The sequence below is a fragment of the Dethiosulfovibrio faecalis genome, assembly GCF_021568795.1.
GTDB lineage: Bacteria > Synergistota > Synergistia > Synergistales > Dethiosulfovibrionaceae > Dethiosulfovibrio > Dethiosulfovibrio faecalis.
In genome coordinates this window covers 80600-99971 of sequence record NZ_JAKGUE010000003.1, presented here as the reverse complement: position 1 = coordinate 99971, position 19372 = coordinate 80600, and the positions used below count along the sequence as shown (strand labels likewise).

Here is a 19372-nt window from a genome sequence, read left to right as displayed (position 1 = left end):
GGGAAGGAGCTTTTAGTGTGAAAAAATTTGTGGTTCTTTGTCTGTCGGTGTTACTTGGTCTGGCTGCCCTGTCCCCCTCCATGGCCGCCGAAGTTCCAACTGTGAGGGTGAGCTACATCTTCACCACCCACCACGAGCCTTTCATGGTGGCCATGTCCAAATGCGAAGGGCTCAAGGATCAGGGTATCTGGCTGGAGCAGGTCGTCCCCAAGGAGAAATACGATCTCTTCGTAGACGGAGAGAAGGTCGCCAGGCTCAACGTCGTTGTGGCCAAGAGCGGATCGGAGACGGCCGTTCTCTTCGCTCAGAAACATATCGATCTCGGCATGGGATCTCTGCCGGCCATGATGACCGCCAGGGACAAGGGAACTCCCGTCAAGGTGCTTTGCCCTCTTCACGCCGACGGAATAGGCCTCGTGGTGCCCTCTGACAGTCCCTACGGTTCGTGGGACGAGTTTCTGGACGCCTTGAGGAACTCGGATAAACCGATAAAGGTGGGATATCACTCCCCCACCAGTGCTCCCAGGATAATATTCGAAAGCGCCATGTTCGACAACGATATCTCCGTGACCCAGAAGATGGGAGAGGACGCCGACGTATTCCTGGTTGACCTCAAGTCGACCTCCAACCTTATCCCCGCCCTTACGAGCGGACAGGTGGACGCCTGGGTAGGCCCCGATCCCTTCCCTGAGATGGCCGCATTCAGAGGCGCCGGCAAGGTCCTCATGGACCTGAGGGATCTTCCTCCGGCAGGCAAGTGGTCCAACTTCCCCTGCTGCGTGGTGGCAGCCAGGGAGGAGACCATCGCCTCGGACGGACCTGTGGTCAAGGCCTTCGTCGATCTCATGACCAAGACCTGCTCATGGTGCAACGACAACAAGGAAGAGGCCGCCACGTTGGGAGCCGGCTGGATCGGCATACCGGCGGAGGCCGCCAAGAAGTCGACCATAGTCTACACCACCGATCCCTCGGAGAACTGGATAACCGGAGCGGGAGTGTTCATGACCTATCTGGACAAGATGGGCAAGTTCAAGGGCTCGTTCGCCGGAAAACGGCTTGAGGACGTCCAGGAGGGACTCTTCGATTTCTCCTTCGTGAGATAAGTCCATTCGATATACGACGATCCCCTTCGGCTTTTTTGCCGAGGGGGCTTTTTTTGAAAGGGGTTTCTGCGGATGATACGTTCTGGTGGGGCTCTGTTTGCTCCCATGGTGGTTCCTTTTATCTTTCTCGTTTTATGGAACGTGGTGGCGGTGCAGGTCGGAAACGACCTGATTCTTCCGGGGTTGAGGGAGGTAGGAACCCTTCTGTTCCATCCCGGTACCGACGTCATAAGCATGGGATCCATGGCAGGAAACGTCGCCGTGAGTCTTGTGAGGGTTCTCGTGGGGTACTCTCTTGCCGTCGTAGTGGCGATCCCTCTGGGATTGATCATGGGGGCTTCCAAAAGAATCTACGGTCTCTTGAACATGTTCCTCGGCCTGTTCAGGCCTATTCCTCCTCTGGCCTGGGTTCCTCTGGTGCTTGCCTGGTTCGGAGTGGCCAGCTTCGCCACCTTGGTCGGGATCGAGGAGGGGCAGTGGTATATATGGCTCAACAACCTCAAGCTTTCGATGCTGTTCATCATATTCATAGGGGCGTTCTACCCCGTTCTCAGCAACACCATATACGGGGTCTCCAACGTGCCGAAGATATTGGTGGAGTCGTCCAGGGTTCTCGGTGCCTCCGAGAGGGACCTTTTCGTCAAGGTGCTTCTTCCAGCCGCCGCTCCTTCCATCGTGACGGGAATGAGGGTGGGGCTGGGGGTAGCCTGGATGTGTCTCGTTTCGGCGGAGATGCTGCCAGGAAGCCTTTCCGGGGTGGGATATCTCATAACCCACGCCTACACCGTGGCGAGGACCGACGTTGTAGTTGCCGGGATGGTGAGCATCGGTCTGGTCGGAGCCTTTATGGACTGGGGGTTCAGGGTCGTGGAGGCCCGGTGTTTCGGATGGCAGAGGCTGTCGAGATGACCGTTCCGGTTATATCCGTGTCCTCGCTGGAGAAGACCTTCGTGACCGAAAAGGGAGATCTGGTCAAGGCTCTGGCTCCGGTCGATCTGGAGGTCGATCCGAACGAGTTCATATGCATAGTGGGTCCCTCCGGCTGCGGCAAGTCGACCATGTTGAGGATACTGGCCGGACTGGAGACCCCTACGGGCGGCGAGGCCCGCTATATGGGGTCGGAGATATCCGGTCCCGGTAGGGAGCGGGGCATGGTTTTCCAGGAATACTCCCTTCTTCCCTGGCGCACCGTGGCGGGGAATCTGGGCCTTGGGCCCGAGCTTGCAGGGGAGAAGCCCGAATCATACGGAGGATTGGTCGAGGAATATCTCGACCTCGTAGGGCTTGCGGAGTTCGCCGACGCCTATCCCTACGAGCTTTCCGGCGGGATGAGGCAGAGGGCGGCCATCGCCAGGGCCCTGGTGAACAATCCCGAGGTTCTGCTGATGGACGAGCCCTTCGGTGCTTTGGACGCCCATACCAGGATACTGCTCCAGGGCGAGCTTTTGAGGATATGGGAGGCCCACAGAAAGACCGTCCTGTTCGTGACCCACAGCGTCGACGAGGCGGTCTCTCTGGCGGACAGGATAGTCGTCATGTCAGCCAGGCCCGGCAGGATCAGGGAGATCATCACGGTTCCTATAGAGAGGCCGAGGCGTCGTTCCGATCCCCGATTCGGCGAACTGGCCTACGAGGTGCTCTCCATGCTGGACCGGGAGGTGGGGTGCCGTTCCTGATATGGTATAGAATGGAACTATATTCCTTAGATCAGGAGGACGTTCATGGGACTTATAAGAGGTTTGATGGGACACGCTACCGAGACCGATCTGGAAAGGGTTCGGGAGGAGTTCGCATCCATGCTGATCGAGGGCGAGGATGTTCAGGCGGCTTACAAGCTGGTCAGGGACATGTTCGTCTTCACCGACAAGAGGCTCATAGTCATGGATAAGCAGGGTATGACCGGGAAAAAGGTATCCTATCTGACCGTTCCATACGGCAGCATAGTCTGTTTCTCCAAGGAGAGCGCCGGGCATTTCGATCTGGACGCGGAGCTCAAGATCTGGGTCAGAGGGCAGGACATACCTCTTACCTACGAGTTCAAAAAGGATTCAAGCATAGAGGACATATATCGGATACTCGGCGCCGCCGTGCTGTAGAAACCGGTCGGGCGTAACGGAAAGGCGGGCCCGGGATCGCGGTGTTTCCCCGATTCCGGGCCCGCCTTTTAACTCGATGTCAGAAAAAAGCCCTCGAGATAAGCGGTGCCACCTTAACTCCCAGTATGACGAACAGGGCTATCACGGCCGTCTCCACCCCGGCCCTGGGACTCACCGACCCCATAACCAGAGCGGCTCCCAGATCGGTCAGAACGCATACCGCCAGAGCTCCCCAGACGCCGAACTTGCCGAACACCAAAACCATCAGCATCAACAGAGGCACGGAAAACAGCGTCCCGACCAGGACGGTCTTCATCATCGACAGGCTTTCCTGCCCCGATATGACGTGCATCATCCCGGCCATCCTGGGACACACCACGAATAGGCCGAAGGCCAGAGAGCCGAGCAGCAGCTCCTTTCCCATGTCAATCACCGTCTTTCCACGATATGCCCCGATTTTACCCTCAAAAAGTTAGTTCTGCAATACTTTCGTCGTCGTTTTGTCCTGTAATCGGTTAAGCAGCTTTTCCACCTGATCCGCCAGTTTCATGGGGCTTTCGACGGTCACGAAGGGCGCGCTGGCCAGGACCCACCTTGCCACCGATTCCAGGGCGTTTTCGTGGATTCTGACCGTCATGGTGGACGAGCCGTCCTCTCTTTCCTCGAAGGTCTGGCTGGGATGCCAGGATGTCTCCGGTATGACCCGGGAGAGTGGTGGATCTATCCTGAGCTTAACGTCCACCTCTTTGCCGCCTCTGTAGGCGTACCAGCATGAGGACGCGTAGTCGGTAAGACCCTGATTTTCCGGAGGGCTTTCGTAGTCGGTGTCGGGCCACAGTAGGGCCTTGTCTATTCGGGATATGCGGTATGTCGCCCCTTGGGGCAGTTTGGGATGGCTTCCCCATAGGTACCAGGCGTGGGCCTGAAAGAAGACTCCCCATGGAGACACGAACCTGTCTTTGTCGTCGGGGTCGTCGTCGTAGGGCGATCGATAGGAAAAACGGACCGGTTTTTCCTCCTGTATCGCCTTTATCAGAAGGTGGAAGGTCCTGGGATCCATGGACGATACCGGGGTGGATACCACCGAGGCCAGGCCGAGAGTCTCGCCCTTTCGGACCAGGTCCGGAGGCAATATGGACGCCATCTTGGCCCAGAGGTCCTTCAGGTCCTCCTCCATATGGGGTAGAAAATGGGAGGCCATCTTGATGCCGGCCGCCAGCCCCTGTATCTGGGATTCCCTCAGTCGTATCTGGAGCACGAAGGTGCCTCTGTTCTTTAAACTGTACGAGTCGGAAGAGGGGTCGTACAGGATGTCGGCTCCGAACTCGTTTCTTAGATAGCTGAGGTCTCTCTGTAGGGTTCTGGCGGAGACCGACTCGGCGGTTTCCCTGATATCCTTCCCCGGGAGCACCGTGCGGGAGCAGAGTTTCTCCATTATGGAGTTCAGCCTTTTTATCCTGTTTGATCCGATCTCTTTGGGCATCGACAAGGTCCTTTCCGTTCGGCGTTTGGGTGCATACATCCCCATTTTAGACCTTAATGGCCGATCAGTCTCCCGCTTCCCCAAGATCGGTGAGATCTCCGTAATCTCTGTCCATGTTTCGCCTCAAACCGCATAGCATCCTCTCCACATTGTTCACAAGTCTTTCCGGCGATTGCGGTACGGCCAGAGGGGCCCTGGCCATTATCCAACGGGCCACCGTGTCCAGGGCGTTGGATCCCACAGTAACCTCCAGTAGCACCGCGTCTCTGGAAAGGCGAGTTATCCTCTGTGTCGGATGCCACAGCGTGGCGTCGATCACCGAGGAAAGTGGAGGCAGAACCAGTATGCTCACCTCGTGTTGAATCGTTCCGGGAGGGCCGGTCCAGCAAGCGGAACATAAATTCCCTGCGTCGGGCGGAATGGCGTAATTATCCCGGTCCCATACGATCAGGGATTTTATCTCGTGGAGGGGGTAGGTGTATCCCTCGGGGCGGTCGTCGTGGCTTCCCCACAGGTACCAGTAGTCGCCCTGAAAGAACAGCTCCCAGGGCGACACGATCAGATCGCCGGTCCCGGCGGTGGAGCAAACCAGTCTGACCGTACTTTTGGTCCTGATGGAGTCGACGAGACTCTCGAAGATCCTGGGGTCCAGCGAGGTCACAGGAAGGGCCCACACGGAGGCATCTCCCATAGCCTCCCCTTTCTGGCCCAGTTCCTCTGGAAGCACCGCCTTGATCCTGCTCCAGAGGGACGCCATCTCGTCCTTCAGATAGGGAAGGGCGTGGGAGGCCATTTTTATGCCCGCCATTAGGCCCATCACCTCCCTTTCGCTTACAGGGAAGGTCGGCACGAAGGACCCCCTGTTCTCTAGACGGTAGCTCTTTCTCCAAGGATCGTAGACTATGTCTGCACCGTGTTCGGTCCGCAGGAACTGAAGATCCCTTTCGAAGGTCCTCCTGGTGTTTGCGCAGGAGGTCGTCAGCAACGCATCCCCGTCGACCTCTCTGTGGAAGAGAAGCTGTCTCATTATGTTGTTCAGCCTTACGGCTCTGGCGGAGGATGTGCTTTTTCCCATCTTTAAGAGACCTGCCCGGCTATATGTCTCACGGTTCTGGATATCCTGCTGCAACGCTCTCTTATCCTATCGGAGCTTGTATCCGAAAGGCTGGAGCGGCAGTTCCTGATGGCTACCTCGACCAGTAGCTCCATGGTCTCGGTCTCCATCAATATTTGCCCCGAGTCCGACGGTATGTCTCCGGACATCCATTTGCGGAAGTACTCTATCTTATGGTCTATCTTCGACTTTATGACGCCGCTGAGCGGTCCCTCAGTGGAGTTCATCTCTCGGGACAGTTCGGATAGTTCCTTTATTATATTTTTCTTAATGGAAGGATCGAGAAATTGAGTTGTCCGATTCACGTTTTTCCCTCCTTAAATATGTTGTCGTCTACACTACTGTACCTATTAGGTGCGACAAGATAGGTCGGAGGGATCGTGAAAAATTTTTTTTGAGCGAAAAGAGCCGAAAACCCCATGCATGTGGGGTTTTCGGCTCTTTTTATAGCGCTTATCGATTTTTATGCTGTTTTTTAGTGATGCCCCGTTCCCAGGTAGGCGGCCTCGACCTCCGGGTTGGCCAGGAGTTCCTTCGACGGTCCCTCCATGGTGACCCTTCCGGTCTGAAGGACGTAGGCCCTGTGGGACAGCATGAGAGCCTGTCTGGCGTTCTGTTCCACCAACAGGATGGTCATGCCTCCTTCGTTTATGGTCTTGAGTTCCTTGAAGATGTCCTTTATCACTATGGGAGCCAGTCCCAGAGACGGCTCGTCCAGCAGGAGCACCCTGGGGGCCGACATGAGGGCCCTTCCTATGGCCAGCATCTGCTGTTCCCCTCCTGAGAGGGTCCCGGCGTACTGTTGCCGTCTCTCCTCCAGCCTGGGGAAGAGCTCGAAGACGTGGGCCAGGGTTCGGTGTATCTCCAACCTGTCCTGTCTGGGAAAGGCGCCCATCATGAGGTTTTCCTCCACCGTCAGCGGCGCGAATACCTTTCGTCCCTCCGGAGAGAGGGATACTCCCTGGTGAACAACCTGAAAGCTTTTGCTGGAGAGAGGCTTGCCCTCCAGAGAGACCTCGCCGGCCTGTCTGGGCACGTCGCCCATTATGGCGTTCATCAAGGTGGATTTTCCGGCGCCGTTGGCCCCTATGACCGAGACGATCTCTCCCTCGTAAACGTCCAGATCCACTCCGAGCAGGGCCTTTATTGCTCCGTAGCTTACCTCCAGTCCTCTGACCGAGAGAAGCGGTTTTTTGCCGTCCATCATTCCACCTCCTCGCCGAGATAGGCCTTGAGGACCTCCGGGTTGCCCTGTATCTCCTCCGGCGGCCCCTCGGCTATGACGGCGCCGAAGTTCAGACAGACCACGTGAGGACAAATCTCCATCACCAGCTCCATGTGGTGCTCTATGACCAGTATGGTGAGGTCGAACTCCTTGTGTATGCCCACTATAAGACCGTTAAGGGCCTGGACCTCCTCCGGGTTCATTCCCGCCGCCGGTTCGTCCAGCAGAAGAAGCTCGGGCCTTAGGGCCAGTGCTCTGGCTATCTCCAGCCTTCTCTGATGTCCGTATGGAAGTGTCCCTGCCATCCTGTCGGCGTCTTTGGCCAGGTTTACCTTTTCCAGATATTCCATGGCCTCGTCCCGGATGGTCTTTTCCGTCTTCTTCCACCGTCCCAGATGGGTGGCCGCTTCTAGGAAGGAATAGCGGTGGTGTCTCTGTCCGGCGGTCATGACGTTTTCCAGCACTGTGGAGCCCTTGAAGAGCCGCAGGTTCTGGAATGTCCTGGCTATGCCCAGTCCGACCGCGTCGCAGGTCCTCAGCCCGTTTATCTCCTTGCCGTTCGAGACGATGTGCCCCGAGTCCAGGGGATAGACGCCGGTTATCAGGTTGAATATGGTGGTCTTTCCCGCGCCGTTGGGGCCTATGAGCCCGGCCAGCTCCCCTTTTTCCAGGGAGAACGACACGTCCCTGACGGCGTGTACGCCTCCGAAGAACTTGTTGAGGTTGTCCAGTTCGAGTATGGCGGTCATGAGCGATCACCGCCTCTCCTGAAAAGTCGCTTCAAAAGGCCTCCTATCTCGTGCTGTCCCATCATTCCCTCGGGACGGAGGACCATCACCAGGACCAGAACCAGGCCGTAGATGAGCATCCTGTACTGAGATATGGGTCGGAACAGCTCGGTGACCATGGTTATGACGGTAGTTCCCAGGATACAGCCGCTCATGGAGCCCAGTCCTCCGAAGACCACCACGGCGGTCATCTCTGTGGACTTGAGCATGTCGAACATCATGGGCTGTATGAAGGATATGAACCCGGCGTAGAGCCCTCCGGCCAGGCCGCAGTAGAGGGCCGATATGGACAGGCTGGCCACCCTTATCTTGGCTACGTCGAATCCGAGAAGTGCCGCTGCGACGTGGTCGTCCCGACAGGCCTTGAGGGAGCGGCCGAACCGTCCGTTTATCAGACAGAACGCCGCTATCGCCATGACTATGAAGAAAGACAGCGCCACGGGCAGCGTGGTGAAGGTGTCTATTCCCGCCAGACCTCTGGCTCCGTTGGTCAGGCTCTGCCAGTTTTCCAGTATGAGCCTTATGGATTCGGCCAGACCTATGGAGGCTATGGCGTAGTAGTCTCCCATCAGTTTCAATGTGGGAAGCCCTATGAGATAGCCCACCACCATGGCGACTATTCCACCGGCCAGGACTGCCGGTAGCCAGGCGATGCCGTAGTCCAGCGTGAGTATGGCGGTGGTGTAGGATCCCAGGGCCAGGTAGGCTGCGTGACCGAGGGTGAATATCCCGGTGAACCCCGTGAGGAGCGATACTCCCATGGCCGCTATGGCGTTTATGAGCAACAGTATGAAAATACCTTCGGCATATGCTGACATGGCTACACCTTCTCCTTGACGTCTTTGCCGAAGAGGCCGGTTGGACGGACTATGAGGGTTACTACCAGCAGAGAGAACACGACCAGGTCTCTGAGCTGACTGGAAAGGAAGCCTGCCGTGAGCATCTCCGACAGTCCCAGGATCAGGCTGCCGACGACGGCTCCGGGAAGGGACCCCAGACCGCCTATGACCGCCGCCACGAAGGCCTTTATGGTGATCATTCCCAGCTGGGGATACAGGGTGTAGCGGACGGAGAGGAATATCCCTCCCACGGCCGCCAGAAGCCCGGCGACGAAGAATACTATGGAGATCAGCTTGCTGGTGTTGACCCCCATCAATCCCGCGACCCTTAGATCGCAGGCAGCCGCCCTGATCGCCAGTCCCCATTTCGTCTTGGTGAGGAAGAGCTGAAGCCCTCCCAGAAAGACGAATGCCGTTACCAGCGATATCAGGTCCAGTGCGCTGGTGGTGGCGTTTCCGAAGAGGTGAACCGGAGTGGTCGGTATGACCGGCGGCAGGGCTCTGAATCGACCTCCCGCCACTATGACGAATATGTTCTCGATGACTATGTTCATTCCCATCGAGGCTATAAGAAGATAAAGGGTGACCGAGGTCCTCTCCCTTATGGGTTTGTAGGTCAGTCTTTCGGTCGCTACGGCGGCGAAGCCCGCTCCTACCAGGGCTCCGAATCCGGCTATCCAGATGTTGAACCCCGCCGAGTTCAGGGCGAAATAACAGAAATAGCCACCTATTATAAGAAAACCGCCGTGGGCGAAGTTGGAAAACATAAGTATGGAATAAACCAGGGAATAGCCGACGGCTATGAGGGCGTAGATGGAGCCCAGGGATAGACCGTTTATTATCTGTTGTATCAGCGTTGCCACATTCCCAGCCTCCTCTCGTGAGGTCTTGATGAAAAGACGGGTGTGCTCCCGGCACACCCGTCTCGGGATAAGCTTATTTCGCCGTTTTTATTCGGGCTTGATCTTCTTGAAGAACTGTCCCTTGCCGTCCTTGGCTATCAGGACTATGCCGTCCTTGTTGAGGGGGTTGTGGAACTCGTCCATCGTTATGGTGGCGTGGTGGAGCTGTAGGTCCTTGGTGTCGGCCAGTGCCTGGGCTATCTTGACCGGGTCGGTCGAGTCGGCTCTGTCGATGGCGTCGAAGAGCCAGTACATGGCGTCGTATCCGAGGATGCCGTTGACGAACTCCTTACACTCGTCGTTGTACTTGGCCTTGTAGTCCTCGAAGAACTTGGCCATGTTGGGGTCGCTGGGGGAGACGTGGTTGATCCAGTAGGAGTTCTCCATAGACTTGCCGGCGATCTCCCACATGAACTCGGCGTAGCCGTCTCCGCCGACGAATACCAGGTCGTCCATGCCGAGCTCTCTGGCCTGCTTCATTATGAGGGCCATCTCCTTGCCCATGTTGGGAAGGACGAGTACGTCGGCTCCGGCCTCCCGGATCTTGGTGAGCTGGGCCCGGAAGTCCACGTCCTGGCCGCCCTTGAAGGCCTCGTCAGCGACGGTCTCTCCGCCGTACTCCTTGAAGCTCTTTATGAAGAACTCCCTAAGTCCCTGAGCGTAGTCGCTGGCTATGTCGTAGAGCACCGCGGCCTTGGTCTTGCCGAGTTCCTTGGCGGAGAACCAGGCTATGAGCTTGCCCTGATAGGGATCGGTGAAGCATATTCTGAAGCTGTAGGGGCGGACTCTGCCCTTTCTGTCGACCGTTACCATCGGGTTGGTGGAGACGGTGCCGATCTGGGGAACCTCGGCCCTGTTGACCAGAGCCGCCGTGGCTATGTTTATGCCGCTGGCGTTTGCTCCGACTATGGCCGATACCTTATCTTCCTCGAGAAGACGACGGACTGCGTTGACCGCGTCTTCCTGACGACCTCTGAAATCGTAGACGACCAGCTCGACCTTCCTGCCGTCGATGCCGCCCTTGGCATTGATCTCGTCTACGGCCAACTGTGCCGTGTTCTTCTCGGTCTGACCGTATGCTGCCCAGTCGCCGGTCAGAGCTGCTAGATACCCTATCTTGACTGTTTCCTCCGCCATGGCTCCGGCTGCCATCGTGCAGCAAAGAGCGGCGGCCATACAGAGAACAAATAATTTCCTCAAGTTTACTCTCTCCCCTTTCTGATGATAAAGATACTTCAGAGTTTCACATAAAATATTGTACCAGATTCACGGTGCGAAACAAAGCTCCGAAGGCTAATATTTCAGAAAGTTAAGAGGACTCTTTCGAAAAAGAGCCCTCCAGTCTTCAATTCGTTCTGTTTTTAAGTTCAGAAAACGGGTATTCGGTTTCAGCGGAAAAACAGCAGTGGAAGCATCAAAACCATGCCGTGTTTTAAAGAGGAGAGGTTGCAACCTCCTCCGATGGAGTCGTCTCCCTTTGTTTTAAAGGACCATATGGACGAAGATGCCTCAAGCCCCTCCGAGTTTTTGGCCACGACCCACCAGAGGTATTCCCTTCCCTCCGAAACCTGAACGTCGAACAGGGGATCCTGGAGATTGGACGCTATTTTCTCGGATGAAGAGGCGTCTTTGCCGAAATAAAGGTCGAAATACATGTTCGGTAGGGAGGATTTCCACCTCAGGGTGACCTTTCCGTAGGGGATGCTCGTCCCTTTATCCGTCGGATAGACAGCCTCCAGCTCTCCGGCCTCGAGTTCCGCAGTGGTGAAGCGCCATACCGAAGACTGTACGACGTCGCCGCTGGCGCTTGTTCCGGAGACCTGCCAGTAATAGGAGGTTCCCGACGCTGCCGAGACGTCCGCCATAGGCAGCGAGTTATCTCTGAGAGATATCGGAGACATGGAGCCTGCGCCGGTTCCGAAAGACAGGCTGTAGGTGGCGTTGTCCATCGCCTCCCACGTAAGGGTTATGGTGCCGGGTTCGACGTCGCTGGCGTTGTTGGCGGGAAAGACCGCGTCCAACGATGCGGCTTCGGAAAGTCCTGAGAAGGCGAAAAACGCGAAAATGGAAATAAATAAAGTCCATCTCTTTATCGGGCAGATCATTGCATCTCCTCTTTTCTTTTTAATTCATCCTGTCCCGACAATATATTAGCAGAAAACTATCGGACGTCAAAAGTACCTTATGGAGACCTCCTTGAGGTGTTTCTCCTCCAGCACCGTCGCCATGGCCTTTACTATGTTGCGCCTTATCTCTATCTCCACAGGAAGGGTAGGATCCTGATGGGCTTCGTTTATCCTGGTTCCCACCACGAAGTTTATTACGTCGTTGTCCAGCAGCAGTCGGGCCAGTTCCGACGCGGGGTTGTCCTCCTCCAGCCCTCTCTGGCTCTCCAGTATCTTCTTGGCCTCGGTCAGGGTAAGTATCCCCTCGGTTATGAGGTCCACCCCCTCCATGGAGGATCGGGGCGGAACTCCGGGAGACCAGCTTTCCAGGTCGGTCTCTATGGACCTGCCCAGTCTGCGGCCCACTATCTCCGCCGTGGTGCCTCCGCATATCACCTTGGTTCCCTCGAACTCCTTCAAAATGGTAGCGTACTCTCCGTCCCTATCCTTCGAGAAGGGAGGCCCTGTGAGGAGTACGAGATTCCTGGGCCTGCGAAAGTACATCACGGCGCAGGTCATGTCGTCGCCGCTCCTCCTGGACGGCTCCTTCGAGATGGCCTCCTCCATTATCCTGACCGCCAGATCTCCGGCGGATATGTCCGGCCTTCGTCGGACCGTCTTCAGCACGAAGGAGCGGCATCCCTCCTCTCCCCAGCCCAGGGGGTGGGAGTAGGTGCCCATTCCTGACTGGGTTATGCCGTCGGACATGATTATTATGCGGTCCTCCGGTTGGGTCAGTATCTCGGACATCCTTATCTTCCTGTCGTTCCACTTCGGTGACTCGACCTCCCGGTACGACAGGGGAAGGACCTCTCCGTCCCGGATGACTATGGAGGACGGGTTGTCCATCTCTATCATCCTGGTCCATCCCTTCAGGACGCTGTCCACCACGGTGAAGGTGGCGTAGCTTATCTTCCTGACCTGGCAGATCGGAAGGGCCTCCATCATGATCTCCGCCGAGTGGAGAAAGTCCATGTCGCTGGCGGCGAAGCGGAGGGCCATGGTGGCCGTCATGGAGGAAAGTATGTTCGCCTTCACCCCGCTGCCCAGTCCGTCCGAGAGCACCGACAGCACCCGGTTTTTATCGGGCATGCGGTGACTTAAAAAGGAGTCTCCGCAGATACCCTGCCCCTCCTTGGCCCTCTGTGCCACGTCCACCTCCAGAAAGAGAGGCCCGTTCAAGAGGTCCGCCCCCTGGGTTTAGGGTCCGGGTCGTTCTCCGATCCGTAACCCTCGGCGATGTCCCTGAGGAGTATCTCGGTGTCCGCCATGTGCTCTCCCAGGCGGCAGGCTATCTCCTGCACCGTCGCCAGGTTCTTCCTTATGACCTCGTTGGCCCTGTGGGCTATCTGGTCCCTCCGTATCTCCCGGCGGGTGACGTCCAGTATCACCGCTCCCACCGTCAGATGAGGCTCTATGGAGAACACCGTTATCTCGAAGAGCTTTTCCCCGGCCCTGAAATGGTCGTAGTGGACGTCCTCGTCGGTGTCCAGCACGCCCTCTACCAGATGGGCGAAGGTCGGGGCTATCCGGGCCAGTCTCGCTCCCTTGAGGCCGTCGGAAAGGTCGTAAAGGCCGGCGGTCTCGGGACCCATCAGGTTGGCGAACCTCTCGTTGCACTCCACTATGCTCAGATCGTGGTCGACTATGACGACGCCGGAGGGCATGCTCCTGAGGAGGGCGTTGGCCTTCTTCTGGGCCTTCTTCCTCATGTAGGAGACGCACATGGTGACCTCCGCCCGTCCCAGCACCAGGGCCTTCGCCATGGCACGACATGTGTCGTAGCCGCAGCCGCCGCAGTTCAGCTCGTCCTCCTCGGAGGTCTTGCCTATCATCCTGAGGGCCAGCTTTATCTGTTCCTCCGTCACGTTCCCCTCGTCCGATCTCTGAGGTAGGTAGGGCTCGTCCACCGGCACCGAGACAGTGCGGGCAGGGGCCTTCTCCAGAGGTCCGGCGAAGTCCTTGACGTTCATCCATCGAGACAGGCTGGAATGGCTTTTCTGAGAGCCCGGGCCGTTGATGCACCCTCCCGGGCAGGCCAGGCACTCCATGAAAACCGGAACGGAAAAGCCCCGGGGATCTACCTTGTCCAGAGCCCTCTGAAGGGAGTTCATCCCTGATATGGTCAGGAAACGGACGTCGGGAAACTCTCCCGATGCCTTTATGGTCTCTATCATCCCGCCCTCTATGGGGTAGTGGGTTCCCTCGTCGGCCTTGACGGGAAAGAAGTCCTCCGGACCGTCGTCGATACGATCCAGGTCTATGCCCCTCTCCTCAAGCCAGGCCCTCAGGTCCTTGAACGTCAGGGAGCAGGCCAGCATGTCGCCGTGGCCGTCGGCCTCGACCTTCTTGGCTATGCAGGGACCGAAGAAAACTATAGGGGCATCCGGTCCGGCGGCCCGCCGGATCAGCTTGCAGTGGGCCAGAAGGGGCGACAGCACCGGGGTGAGGCATTTTGTAAGGTGGGGAAGATACCGTCTGACGTACTCCACCGCGCTGGGGCAGGCGGTGGACAGATACAACCCCGGTCCGGCGTCCCTGAGAAACTCCGCCAGGGACGCCGTTACCTCCTGGGCTCCCAGGGCGGTCTCACCGATCTCGGCGAACCCCAGGGCCTTCAGGGCACGGATCATCCTTCCCGGAGACACGTCGGGAAACTCGCCCACCCAGGAGGGAGCTATTGAAACGTAAACCGGTTTTCCCGATCTCAGAAGTCTCTCCGCCTCTGGTCTGTCGTCCCTTATCCTCTTCGCCCCTACCGGACATATCTCTACGCATCTTCCGCAGAGGACGCAGTGGTCCGATATCTCCTGGGCGTGTCCGTTCTCGATCTTTATGGCCTTTACAGGACAGGCCCGGACGCACTTGTAGCAGTCTTGGCAGTCGTTCTTGACCGTGTATATGGGGAAGGTTCCGGGGTCCGCGGTTACGGGGATCATGGTTTAGCTCCTCCTAGAAGGGTCTCCTCCAGGATGGAAAGGATGTCCTCTTTCTTCACCCCGTTGAAAAGCCTTCCGTCCACGGTTACGTTAGGGCCTTTAAGGCATTCACCCTCGCATCTGCTGCCCTTCAGAAGTACCTGGTCCTCCAGGCCGTTGTCTTTCAGAAAGGTCTTTATCTCCAGGAGGTTTTCCTGATTTCCTCTGGAGAAGCAGGAACTGCCCATGCATATCACTATGGTGTGGCTGATCACCGCCCGACTCCCCTTTCCCCTTATCGATCGGATTTACTCTAGCCCAACGACCTAACTGCCGAGGCTACCTTTTTCAGCCCCTCCTGTAGTATGGACCTCGGGGTGGCGATGTTCAACCTGGCGAAACCCTCTCCGCCGTTGCCGAACATGGCTCCGCTGTTCATGGCCACTCCGGCGTTTATGAGAAACTCGTGCAGCTCCTCCGGAGACATGTTCAGGGCTCTGAAGTCCACCAGAGGTACGTAGGTTCCCTCGGGACGCACCAGCTTGACGGAGGGGATCTCCCTGACGAGGAACTCCTCTATCATGTCCAGGCTGCCCTCCAGGTACTCGAGCAGTTCGTCCAGCCAGGGACCGCCGTGTCTGTAGGCCGCCTCGAAGGCCGGTATGGACATGCAGGATCCGCCTCCGACGTGGACCGAATCCAGTACCGAGTTGAACTTCTCCCTCAGCTTCTCGTTCGGGATGACCACGGCCGAGGCCTTGAAGCCCGCTATGTTGAAGGTTTTGCTGGGAGCCATGAAGACGGCGCATTTTTCCCTTATCTCAGGGGAGACGGTAGCTATCGGGCGATGGACGTGGCTTTTGTATATCACGTCGCAGTGGATCTCGTCGCTCACCAGCACGACGTCGTGTTCGACGCAGAGATCCGCCACCGCTCTGAGCTCATCCTCGGTCCAGACCCTGCCCGCCGGATTGTGGGGGTTGCAGAGGATCATCATCCTCGCCCCGTCGAGCTTCTTTTTGAGGTCCTCCAGATCCATGGTGAAGCGGCCGTTTTCGTATTTAAGAGGACTGGTCAAGGGGGTTCTGGCGTTGAGCCGTATTTCCTCCTCGAAGTGATGGTACACTGGAGGCTGGATGACGATCTTGTCGCCCGGCTCGGTGAAGGCCATCAGGGAAAGGCCCATGGCCGTGACGATTCCGGGAGAATGGGTTATCCAGTCTCTCTCTATCTCCCAGCCGTGTCTCTTGCCGACCCAGTCTCTGAAGGCGTCGTACCAGCTGTCGGGATAGCGGGTGTAGCCGAATATACCGTGTTCCACCCGGTCTCTGAGGGCGTCTATTATCTCCGGAGGGGCCTTGAAGTCCATGTCGGCCACCCAAAGAGGGGTGAGATCCCTGCTGCCGAAGGTGTCCTCGAGGCCGTCCCACTTCTCGCAGTTGGTGCCACGTCGTTCTATGATTTCGTCGAAGTCGTATTTTCTCATCTCTATTGTCAGCTCCTTTGATCCATGGTGCTTTTTCTGTGCCTTACGAAGAGCCATTATATCTCGAAAATAGATAAACCGAGTTTTTTTGTATCGCTTTAGGGGATTTTCCCTTAGAATATGCTGGGTTTTTTCGTGTCGTAATTATTTCAATCGGGGGATTGGTAGACGTGAGCACGGCGAATTTTTTCCAGATTCTGGGAGGAATAGGGCTGTTTCTCTACGGCATAAAGCTGATGAGCGACGCCCTTCAGGATCTGGCGGGCGACAGGCTCAGGCAGCTTATAGCTTCCTTGACCAGCACGCCTGTCAAGGGTGTCATAATAGGCGCTTTGGTGACGGTCCTTATACAGAGCAGCAGTGGAACCACCGTCATGGCGGTCAGCTTCGTCCAGGCCGGTCTGATGACCTTGAAGCAGGCGGTCGGGGTGATAATGGGGGCCAACGTAGGCACCACCGTTACGGCCCAGCTCATAGCCTTCAAGATAAAGGACTACGCACTTCCCATAGTGGGAGTTGGGATGATTCTGGCGGTCTTCGGAAAGAGCAAGAGACAGAAGTATCTCGGAAACGGCCTGGTGGGGTTCGGCCTGCTCTTTCTCGGGATGACCACCATGGAGGACTCTATGAGGTTTCTCCGGGGTCGTCAGGACATATTCCTGGCCTTCGGACACAACCCGTTTCTCGGCATACTGGCCGGTACCGGGCTTACCATGCTGGTACAGTCCAGCTCCGCCACGGTCGGCCTGACCATAGCCATGGCGGTTCAGGGTCTACTTCCTCTGGACTCGGCGATTCCCATACTCATGGGGGACAATCTGGGGACCACCATAACCGCCATACTGGCCTCGATCGGCGCCAGCCGCTCGGCCAAGCAGGCGGCTGCGTCTCACGTGCTGTTCAACCTGCTGGGGGTGTGTATATTCCTGGCCGCTATGCCTCTATACAAACACGTGGTGCTGGCCACCTCCCACGATATAGCCAGGCAGATAGCCAACGCCCACACCCTTTTCAACATCACCAACACCCTGATTTTCCTGCCCTTCACCACGCCCTTCGTGGCTCTGATAAAGAGGATAATACCCTCCGACGCCAAGGAGATGGATACGGGCCCCCTCTATCTGGACTCTAAGCTCATATCCGCCGCCCCCGCCGCCGCGGCCGACGCGGTCCGAAAGGAGGTCCTTCGGCTCGGACACATCGCCCTCGATATGCTGGGAGACGTCCACAAAGCCTTCGTAGAGGACGATCCCAAGATGATAGACCAGGTCAACCAGACGGAGAAGATAGTCAACGAGATGACCCACAGGATAGCCAACTACGCCTCGGAGCTATGGGAGCATCACGTCTCCAGCGACCTTTCCCAGGTGCTGTCCTCCTACGTCAACGGCCTGGGGGACATAGAGAGGATAGGCGACCACGCCCAGAATCTCATAGAGATGTACGAGTACAAGAGAGAGCACAAGCTGTTCTTCTCCGAGACGGGAATGGCCGAGTTCGAGCAGATGTACGACCTGGTGAGACGCTCTCTCTCCCTCGGTCTGGAGGCCATAGAGAAGGAGGACCTGGCCAAGGCCAACGAGGTGGCCGAGGTTCTGGAGGAGGAGATCGACGAGATGGAGCAGAGGCTTCGCAAGAGCCACATACACCGTCTGAACGAGGGAACCTGCTCCCCCTCCGCCGGAGTGGTCTTCATAGATATACTGAGCAATTTCGAGAGGATAGGGGACCACGCCCACAACCTGTCCCTCATAGTGAGGGATATGCACAGGCTCCACCACGGAGAGGCCTAGGCCGTCTCCGTCCTGTTCCGTCCCGATTCCTTGGCTCTGTATAAAGCCTGATCCGCCCTGGCGATGGTGGTCTCTCTGGACTCGCCGGGGCGGTGCTCCGCCACTCCCAGGCTGACCGTGATCGGTACGGTAACGTCTCCGTCCTCGTAGGGTGATGTCTCGACGGCCCGGCGGATCTTCTCCGCGGCCTTGGCGGCGTCTCCTTTTTTTCTGTCCTTGAGCAGGACGATGAACTCCTCTCCGCCCCAACGCCCGCAGACGTCGTCCGGCCCTATGGCCTTGGTCACCACGTCGCACACGTGTTCCAGAACCCTGTCTCCCATTAAGTGACCGTAGGTGTCGTTTACGTGTTTGAAGTGGTCTATGTCCATCATGGTCAGGGAACAGTGATCTTCGAAATTCTCCAGGAAATGAGCGAAAGCCAGGTCGAAAGCCCGGCGGTTCCATATGCCTGTCAGCTCGTCCACAGAGGCCAGCCTCTCCACCCTGCGCTCGTAGCTTCTGACTATCAGGGCTACCAGGAAGGTGACGACGAGGGTTATGAGTCCTCCCACCACGATGTTTATTGCCAGGGTGTGTCTTATTGCTTTCGTTACGTCGTCCTCGTTTTGCTCCACGAACAGATACCAGTCGAACTCGGGGATGTAGCGGCTGTCCAGGTGTATGGTGTGTCCCTGCCGGTCGAAGGTCCTTGAGATGGGAACGTCTTCCCTTCGGGACAGGATCTCCCTGGCCAGTTCGTCCCTCTCCAGGCGGTCGAACAGGGTCCTTCTGTCGTCGGTTCCGTCGTCAGAGGCACGGAGGGTTATGGTGCCCTCTCCGTCGGTGAAGTAGATCTCCCGGTCGTATCTCTCTCTGTACTGGGCTATCAGCTTGGTAACAGCGTTGACCGTCAGGCCTATCCCCGTGGCTCCGATGAAGTTGCCGTCGTAGTCGAAGACCTTGTAGTTTATGAATATCGTCATGGCGTCTTCGTTGGCCATGTCTATGTCGACGTTTATCTCGTAGGGGTTTTTCATCCGCTTGACCCTGTAGAACCACACGTCCCTCTCCGCGTCGGGAGACACCCTCTTCAGTATTCCGTCGGAATGATAGTAGATCTCCGTTTTGTCGGAGACGAAAAAGGCGGTTATGGCGTCGAACTTGAGCTGTATCTCCTTCAGATAACGGGTCATCCTGTAGGGGTCTCTCTCTCCGTCCAGCACCCAGTCCCTGACGAAGGTGTCGTGGGCCATGGAGGAGGATATGAATATGGGGATCAGGAGGTCTCTTCGTATCTCCGAGTAGACAGTATCCCCCGTCAAGGGAAGGTCGTTGTTGACGATCTCCTTCCTTAACGAGTACAGAGACACGGTATAGTTGGCGACGCTGGTGGCGACGAATCCAAGAAATAACAGCAGGGCCGCCAGGATCAGGTGCTTCTTTTCGGCGATACGATTCATGAGACCTCCGTTTTTCGA

The 19372-nt window shown here is 57.1% G+C and carries 20 protein-coding genes; 5 read left to right on the top strand and 15 right to left on the bottom strand.

All coding sequences use genetic code 11. From position 1 onward, the window contains the following. Positions 1-17: 17 nt before the first annotated feature. From L2W58_RS04020 to L2W58_RS04005, 4 genes are all read left to right on the top strand, one after another. Positions 18-1103: an ABC transporter substrate-binding protein gene (locus tag L2W58_RS04020; RefSeq protein WP_236101729.1), complete on the top strand. Its 1086-nt coding sequence runs from the start codon at positions 18-20 to the stop codon at positions 1101-1103. Between the two features lie 72 nt (positions 1104-1175). Further along, on the top strand, positions 1176-2012 hold the full coding sequence (locus L2W58_RS04015) for an ABC transporter permease (RefSeq protein ID WP_236099084.1): 837 nt from the start codon (positions 1176-1178) through the stop codon (positions 2010-2012). Beyond that, positions 1991-2779 carry an ABC transporter ATP-binding protein gene (locus L2W58_RS04010; protein ID WP_236101728.1) on the top strand — a complete coding sequence of 263 codons (789 nt, stop codon included), beginning with the start codon at positions 1991-1993 and terminating at the stop codon, positions 2777-2779. The genes L2W58_RS04015 and L2W58_RS04010 overlap by 22 nt, the downstream gene beginning before the upstream one ends. 45 nt (positions 2780-2824) lie before the next feature. Beyond that, positions 2825-3199 (top strand): PH domain-containing protein, encoded by a 375-nt coding sequence (locus tag L2W58_RS04005; RefSeq protein WP_236101727.1) that lies wholly within the window; start codon positions 2825-2827, stop codon positions 3197-3199. Positions 3200-3278: 79 nt separating this feature from the next. On the opposite strand, the gene L2W58_RS04000 is transcribed toward L2W58_RS04005, so the two are convergent. The 14 genes from L2W58_RS04000 to L2W58_RS03935 all read right to left on the bottom strand — a co-directional run bounded on the left by L2W58_RS04000 (position 3279) and on the right by L2W58_RS03935 (position 16119). Beyond that, complete coding sequence (locus L2W58_RS04000; RefSeq protein WP_236101982.1) at positions 3279-3623, bottom strand: hypothetical protein; 345 nt, start codon at positions 3621-3623, stop codon at positions 3279-3281. Between the two features lie 48 nt (positions 3624-3671). Then, complete coding sequence (locus L2W58_RS03995; protein WP_236101980.1) at positions 3672-4682, bottom strand: helix-turn-helix transcriptional regulator; 1011 nt, start codon at positions 4680-4682, stop codon at positions 3672-3674. Between the two features lie 64 nt (positions 4683-4746). Next, positions 4747-5757 (bottom strand): helix-turn-helix transcriptional regulator, encoded by a 1011-nt coding sequence (locus L2W58_RS03990; protein WP_236101726.1) that lies wholly within the window; start codon positions 5755-5757, stop codon positions 4747-4749. A 2-nt stretch (positions 5758-5759) separates the two neighbouring features. Beyond that, the gene (locus L2W58_RS03985) at positions 5760-6101 is read right to left on the bottom strand and encodes a hypothetical protein (RefSeq protein WP_236101725.1); all 342 of its coding nucleotides are present in this window, start codon (positions 6099-6101) and stop codon (positions 5760-5762) included. 170 nt (positions 6102-6271) lie between these two features. After that, on the bottom strand, positions 6272-7003 hold the full coding sequence (locus L2W58_RS03980; protein ID WP_420827983.1) for an ABC transporter ATP-binding protein: 732 nt from the start codon (positions 7001-7003) through the stop codon (positions 6272-6274). Next, positions 7000-7770 carry an ABC transporter ATP-binding protein gene (locus L2W58_RS03975; protein WP_005659993.1) on the bottom strand — a complete coding sequence of 257 codons (771 nt, stop codon included), beginning with the start codon at positions 7768-7770 and terminating at the stop codon, positions 7000-7002. Before L2W58_RS03975 ends, L2W58_RS03980 begins: the two co-directional genes overlap by 4 nt. After that, positions 7767-8627 carry a branched-chain amino acid ABC transporter permease gene (locus tag L2W58_RS03970; protein ID WP_236101723.1) on the bottom strand — a complete coding sequence of 287 codons (861 nt, stop codon included), beginning with the start codon at positions 8625-8627 and terminating at the stop codon, positions 7767-7769. Before L2W58_RS03970 ends, L2W58_RS03975 begins: the two co-directional genes overlap by 4 nt. A gap of 2 nt (positions 8628-8629) precedes the next feature. Then, the gene (locus L2W58_RS03965; protein ID WP_236101722.1) at positions 8630-9511 is read right to left on the bottom strand and encodes a branched-chain amino acid ABC transporter permease; all 882 of its coding nucleotides are present in this window, start codon (positions 9509-9511) and stop codon (positions 8630-8632) included. Positions 9512-9598: 87 nt separating this feature from the next. Further along, entirely contained in the window at positions 9599-10750 is a 1152-nt protein-coding gene (locus tag L2W58_RS03960; RefSeq protein WP_236101721.1) for an ABC transporter substrate-binding protein, read from the bottom strand. Between the two features lie 188 nt (positions 10751-10938). Continuing rightward, a complete protein-coding gene (locus L2W58_RS03955) occupies positions 10939-11655 on the bottom strand; it encodes a fibronectin type III domain-containing protein (protein WP_236101720.1) in 717 nt (238 codons plus the stop codon). A 66-nt stretch (positions 11656-11721) separates the two neighbouring features. Further along, positions 11722-12897: a SpoIIE family protein phosphatase gene (locus tag L2W58_RS03950; RefSeq protein ID WP_236101719.1), complete on the bottom strand. Its 1176-nt coding sequence runs from the start codon at positions 12895-12897 to the stop codon at positions 11722-11724. After that, positions 12894-14654 (bottom strand): [Fe-Fe] hydrogenase large subunit C-terminal domain-containing protein, encoded by a 1761-nt coding sequence (locus L2W58_RS03945; protein ID WP_236101718.1) that lies wholly within the window; start codon positions 14652-14654, stop codon positions 12894-12896. Before L2W58_RS03945 ends, L2W58_RS03950 begins: the two co-directional genes overlap by 4 nt. Beyond that, positions 14651-14908 carry a (2Fe-2S) ferredoxin domain-containing protein gene (locus tag L2W58_RS03940; protein ID WP_236101717.1) on the bottom strand — a complete coding sequence of 86 codons (258 nt, stop codon included), beginning with the start codon at positions 14906-14908 and terminating at the stop codon, positions 14651-14653. The genes L2W58_RS03945 and L2W58_RS03940 overlap by 4 nt, the downstream gene beginning before the upstream one ends. Positions 14909-14946: 38 nt before the next feature. Continuing rightward, positions 14947-16119 (bottom strand): MalY/PatB family protein, encoded by a 1173-nt coding sequence (locus L2W58_RS03935; protein ID WP_236101716.1) that lies wholly within the window; start codon positions 16117-16119, stop codon positions 14947-14949. Between the two features lie 170 nt (positions 16120-16289). On the opposite strand from L2W58_RS03935, the gene L2W58_RS03930 reads away from it, so the two are divergent. Then, entirely contained in the window at positions 16290-17912 is a 1623-nt protein-coding gene (locus tag L2W58_RS03930; RefSeq protein ID WP_236101715.1) for a Na/Pi cotransporter family protein, read from the top strand. Here the strand turns inward: L2W58_RS03930 and L2W58_RS03925 are convergent. Next, complete coding sequence (locus tag L2W58_RS03925; RefSeq protein ID WP_236101714.1) at positions 17909-19354, bottom strand: sensor domain-containing diguanylate cyclase; 1446 nt, start codon at positions 19352-19354, stop codon at positions 17909-17911. The two genes, L2W58_RS03930 and L2W58_RS03925, sit on opposite strands and share 4 nt — an antisense overlap. Positions 19355-19372: the final 18 nt, after the last annotated feature.

What these genes read in the sequence shown, in the direction of transcription:
- L2W58_RS04015 (WP_236099084.1), top strand. Translation starts at nt 1,176, where the DNA reads ATGATACGTTCTGGTGGGGCTCTGTTTGCTCCCATGGTGGTTCCTTTT.
- L2W58_RS04010 (WP_236101728.1), top strand. Translation starts at nt 1,991, where the DNA reads ATGGCAGAGGCTGTCGAGATGACCGTTCCGGTTATATCCGTGTCCTCG.
- L2W58_RS04005 (WP_236101727.1), top strand. Translation starts at nt 2,825, where the DNA reads ATGGGACTTATAAGAGGTTTGATGGGACACGCTACCGAGACCGATCTG.
- L2W58_RS04000 (WP_236101982.1), bottom strand. Translation starts at nt 3,623, where the DNA reads ATGGGAAAGGAGCTGCTGCTCGGCTCTCTGGCCTTCGGCCTATTCGTG.
- L2W58_RS03995 (WP_236101980.1), bottom strand. Translation starts at nt 4,682, where the DNA reads ATGCCCAAAGAGATCGGATCAAACAGGATAAAAAGGCTGAACTCCATA.
- L2W58_RS03990 (WP_236101726.1), bottom strand. Translation starts at nt 5,757, where the DNA reads ATGGGAAAAAGCACATCCTCCGCCAGAGCCGTAAGGCTGAACAACATA.
- L2W58_RS03980 (WP_420827983.1), bottom strand. Translation starts at nt 7,003, where the DNA reads ATGATGGACGGCAAAAAACCGCTTCTCTCGGTCAGAGGACTGGAGGTA.
- L2W58_RS03975 (WP_005659993.1), bottom strand. Translation starts at nt 7,770, where the DNA reads ATGACCGCCATACTCGAACTGGACAACCTCAACAAGTTCTTCGGAGGC.
- L2W58_RS03970 (WP_236101723.1), bottom strand. Translation starts at nt 8,627, where the DNA reads ATGTCAGCATATGCCGAAGGTATTTTCATACTGTTGCTCATAAACGCC.
- L2W58_RS03955 (WP_236101720.1), bottom strand. Translation starts at nt 11,655, where the DNA reads ATGATCTGCCCGATAAAGAGATGGACTTTATTTATTTCCATTTTCGCG.
- L2W58_RS03945 (WP_236101718.1), bottom strand. Translation starts at nt 14,654, where the DNA reads ATGATCCCCGTAACCGCGGACCCCGGAACCTTCCCCATATACACGGTC.
- L2W58_RS03935 (WP_236101716.1), bottom strand. Translation starts at nt 16,119, where the DNA reads ATGAGAAAATACGACTTCGACGAAATCATAGAACGACGTGGCACCAAC.
- L2W58_RS03925 (WP_236101714.1), bottom strand. Translation starts at nt 19,354, where the DNA reads ATGAATCGTATCGCCGAAAAGAAGCACCTGATCCTGGCGGCCCTGCTG.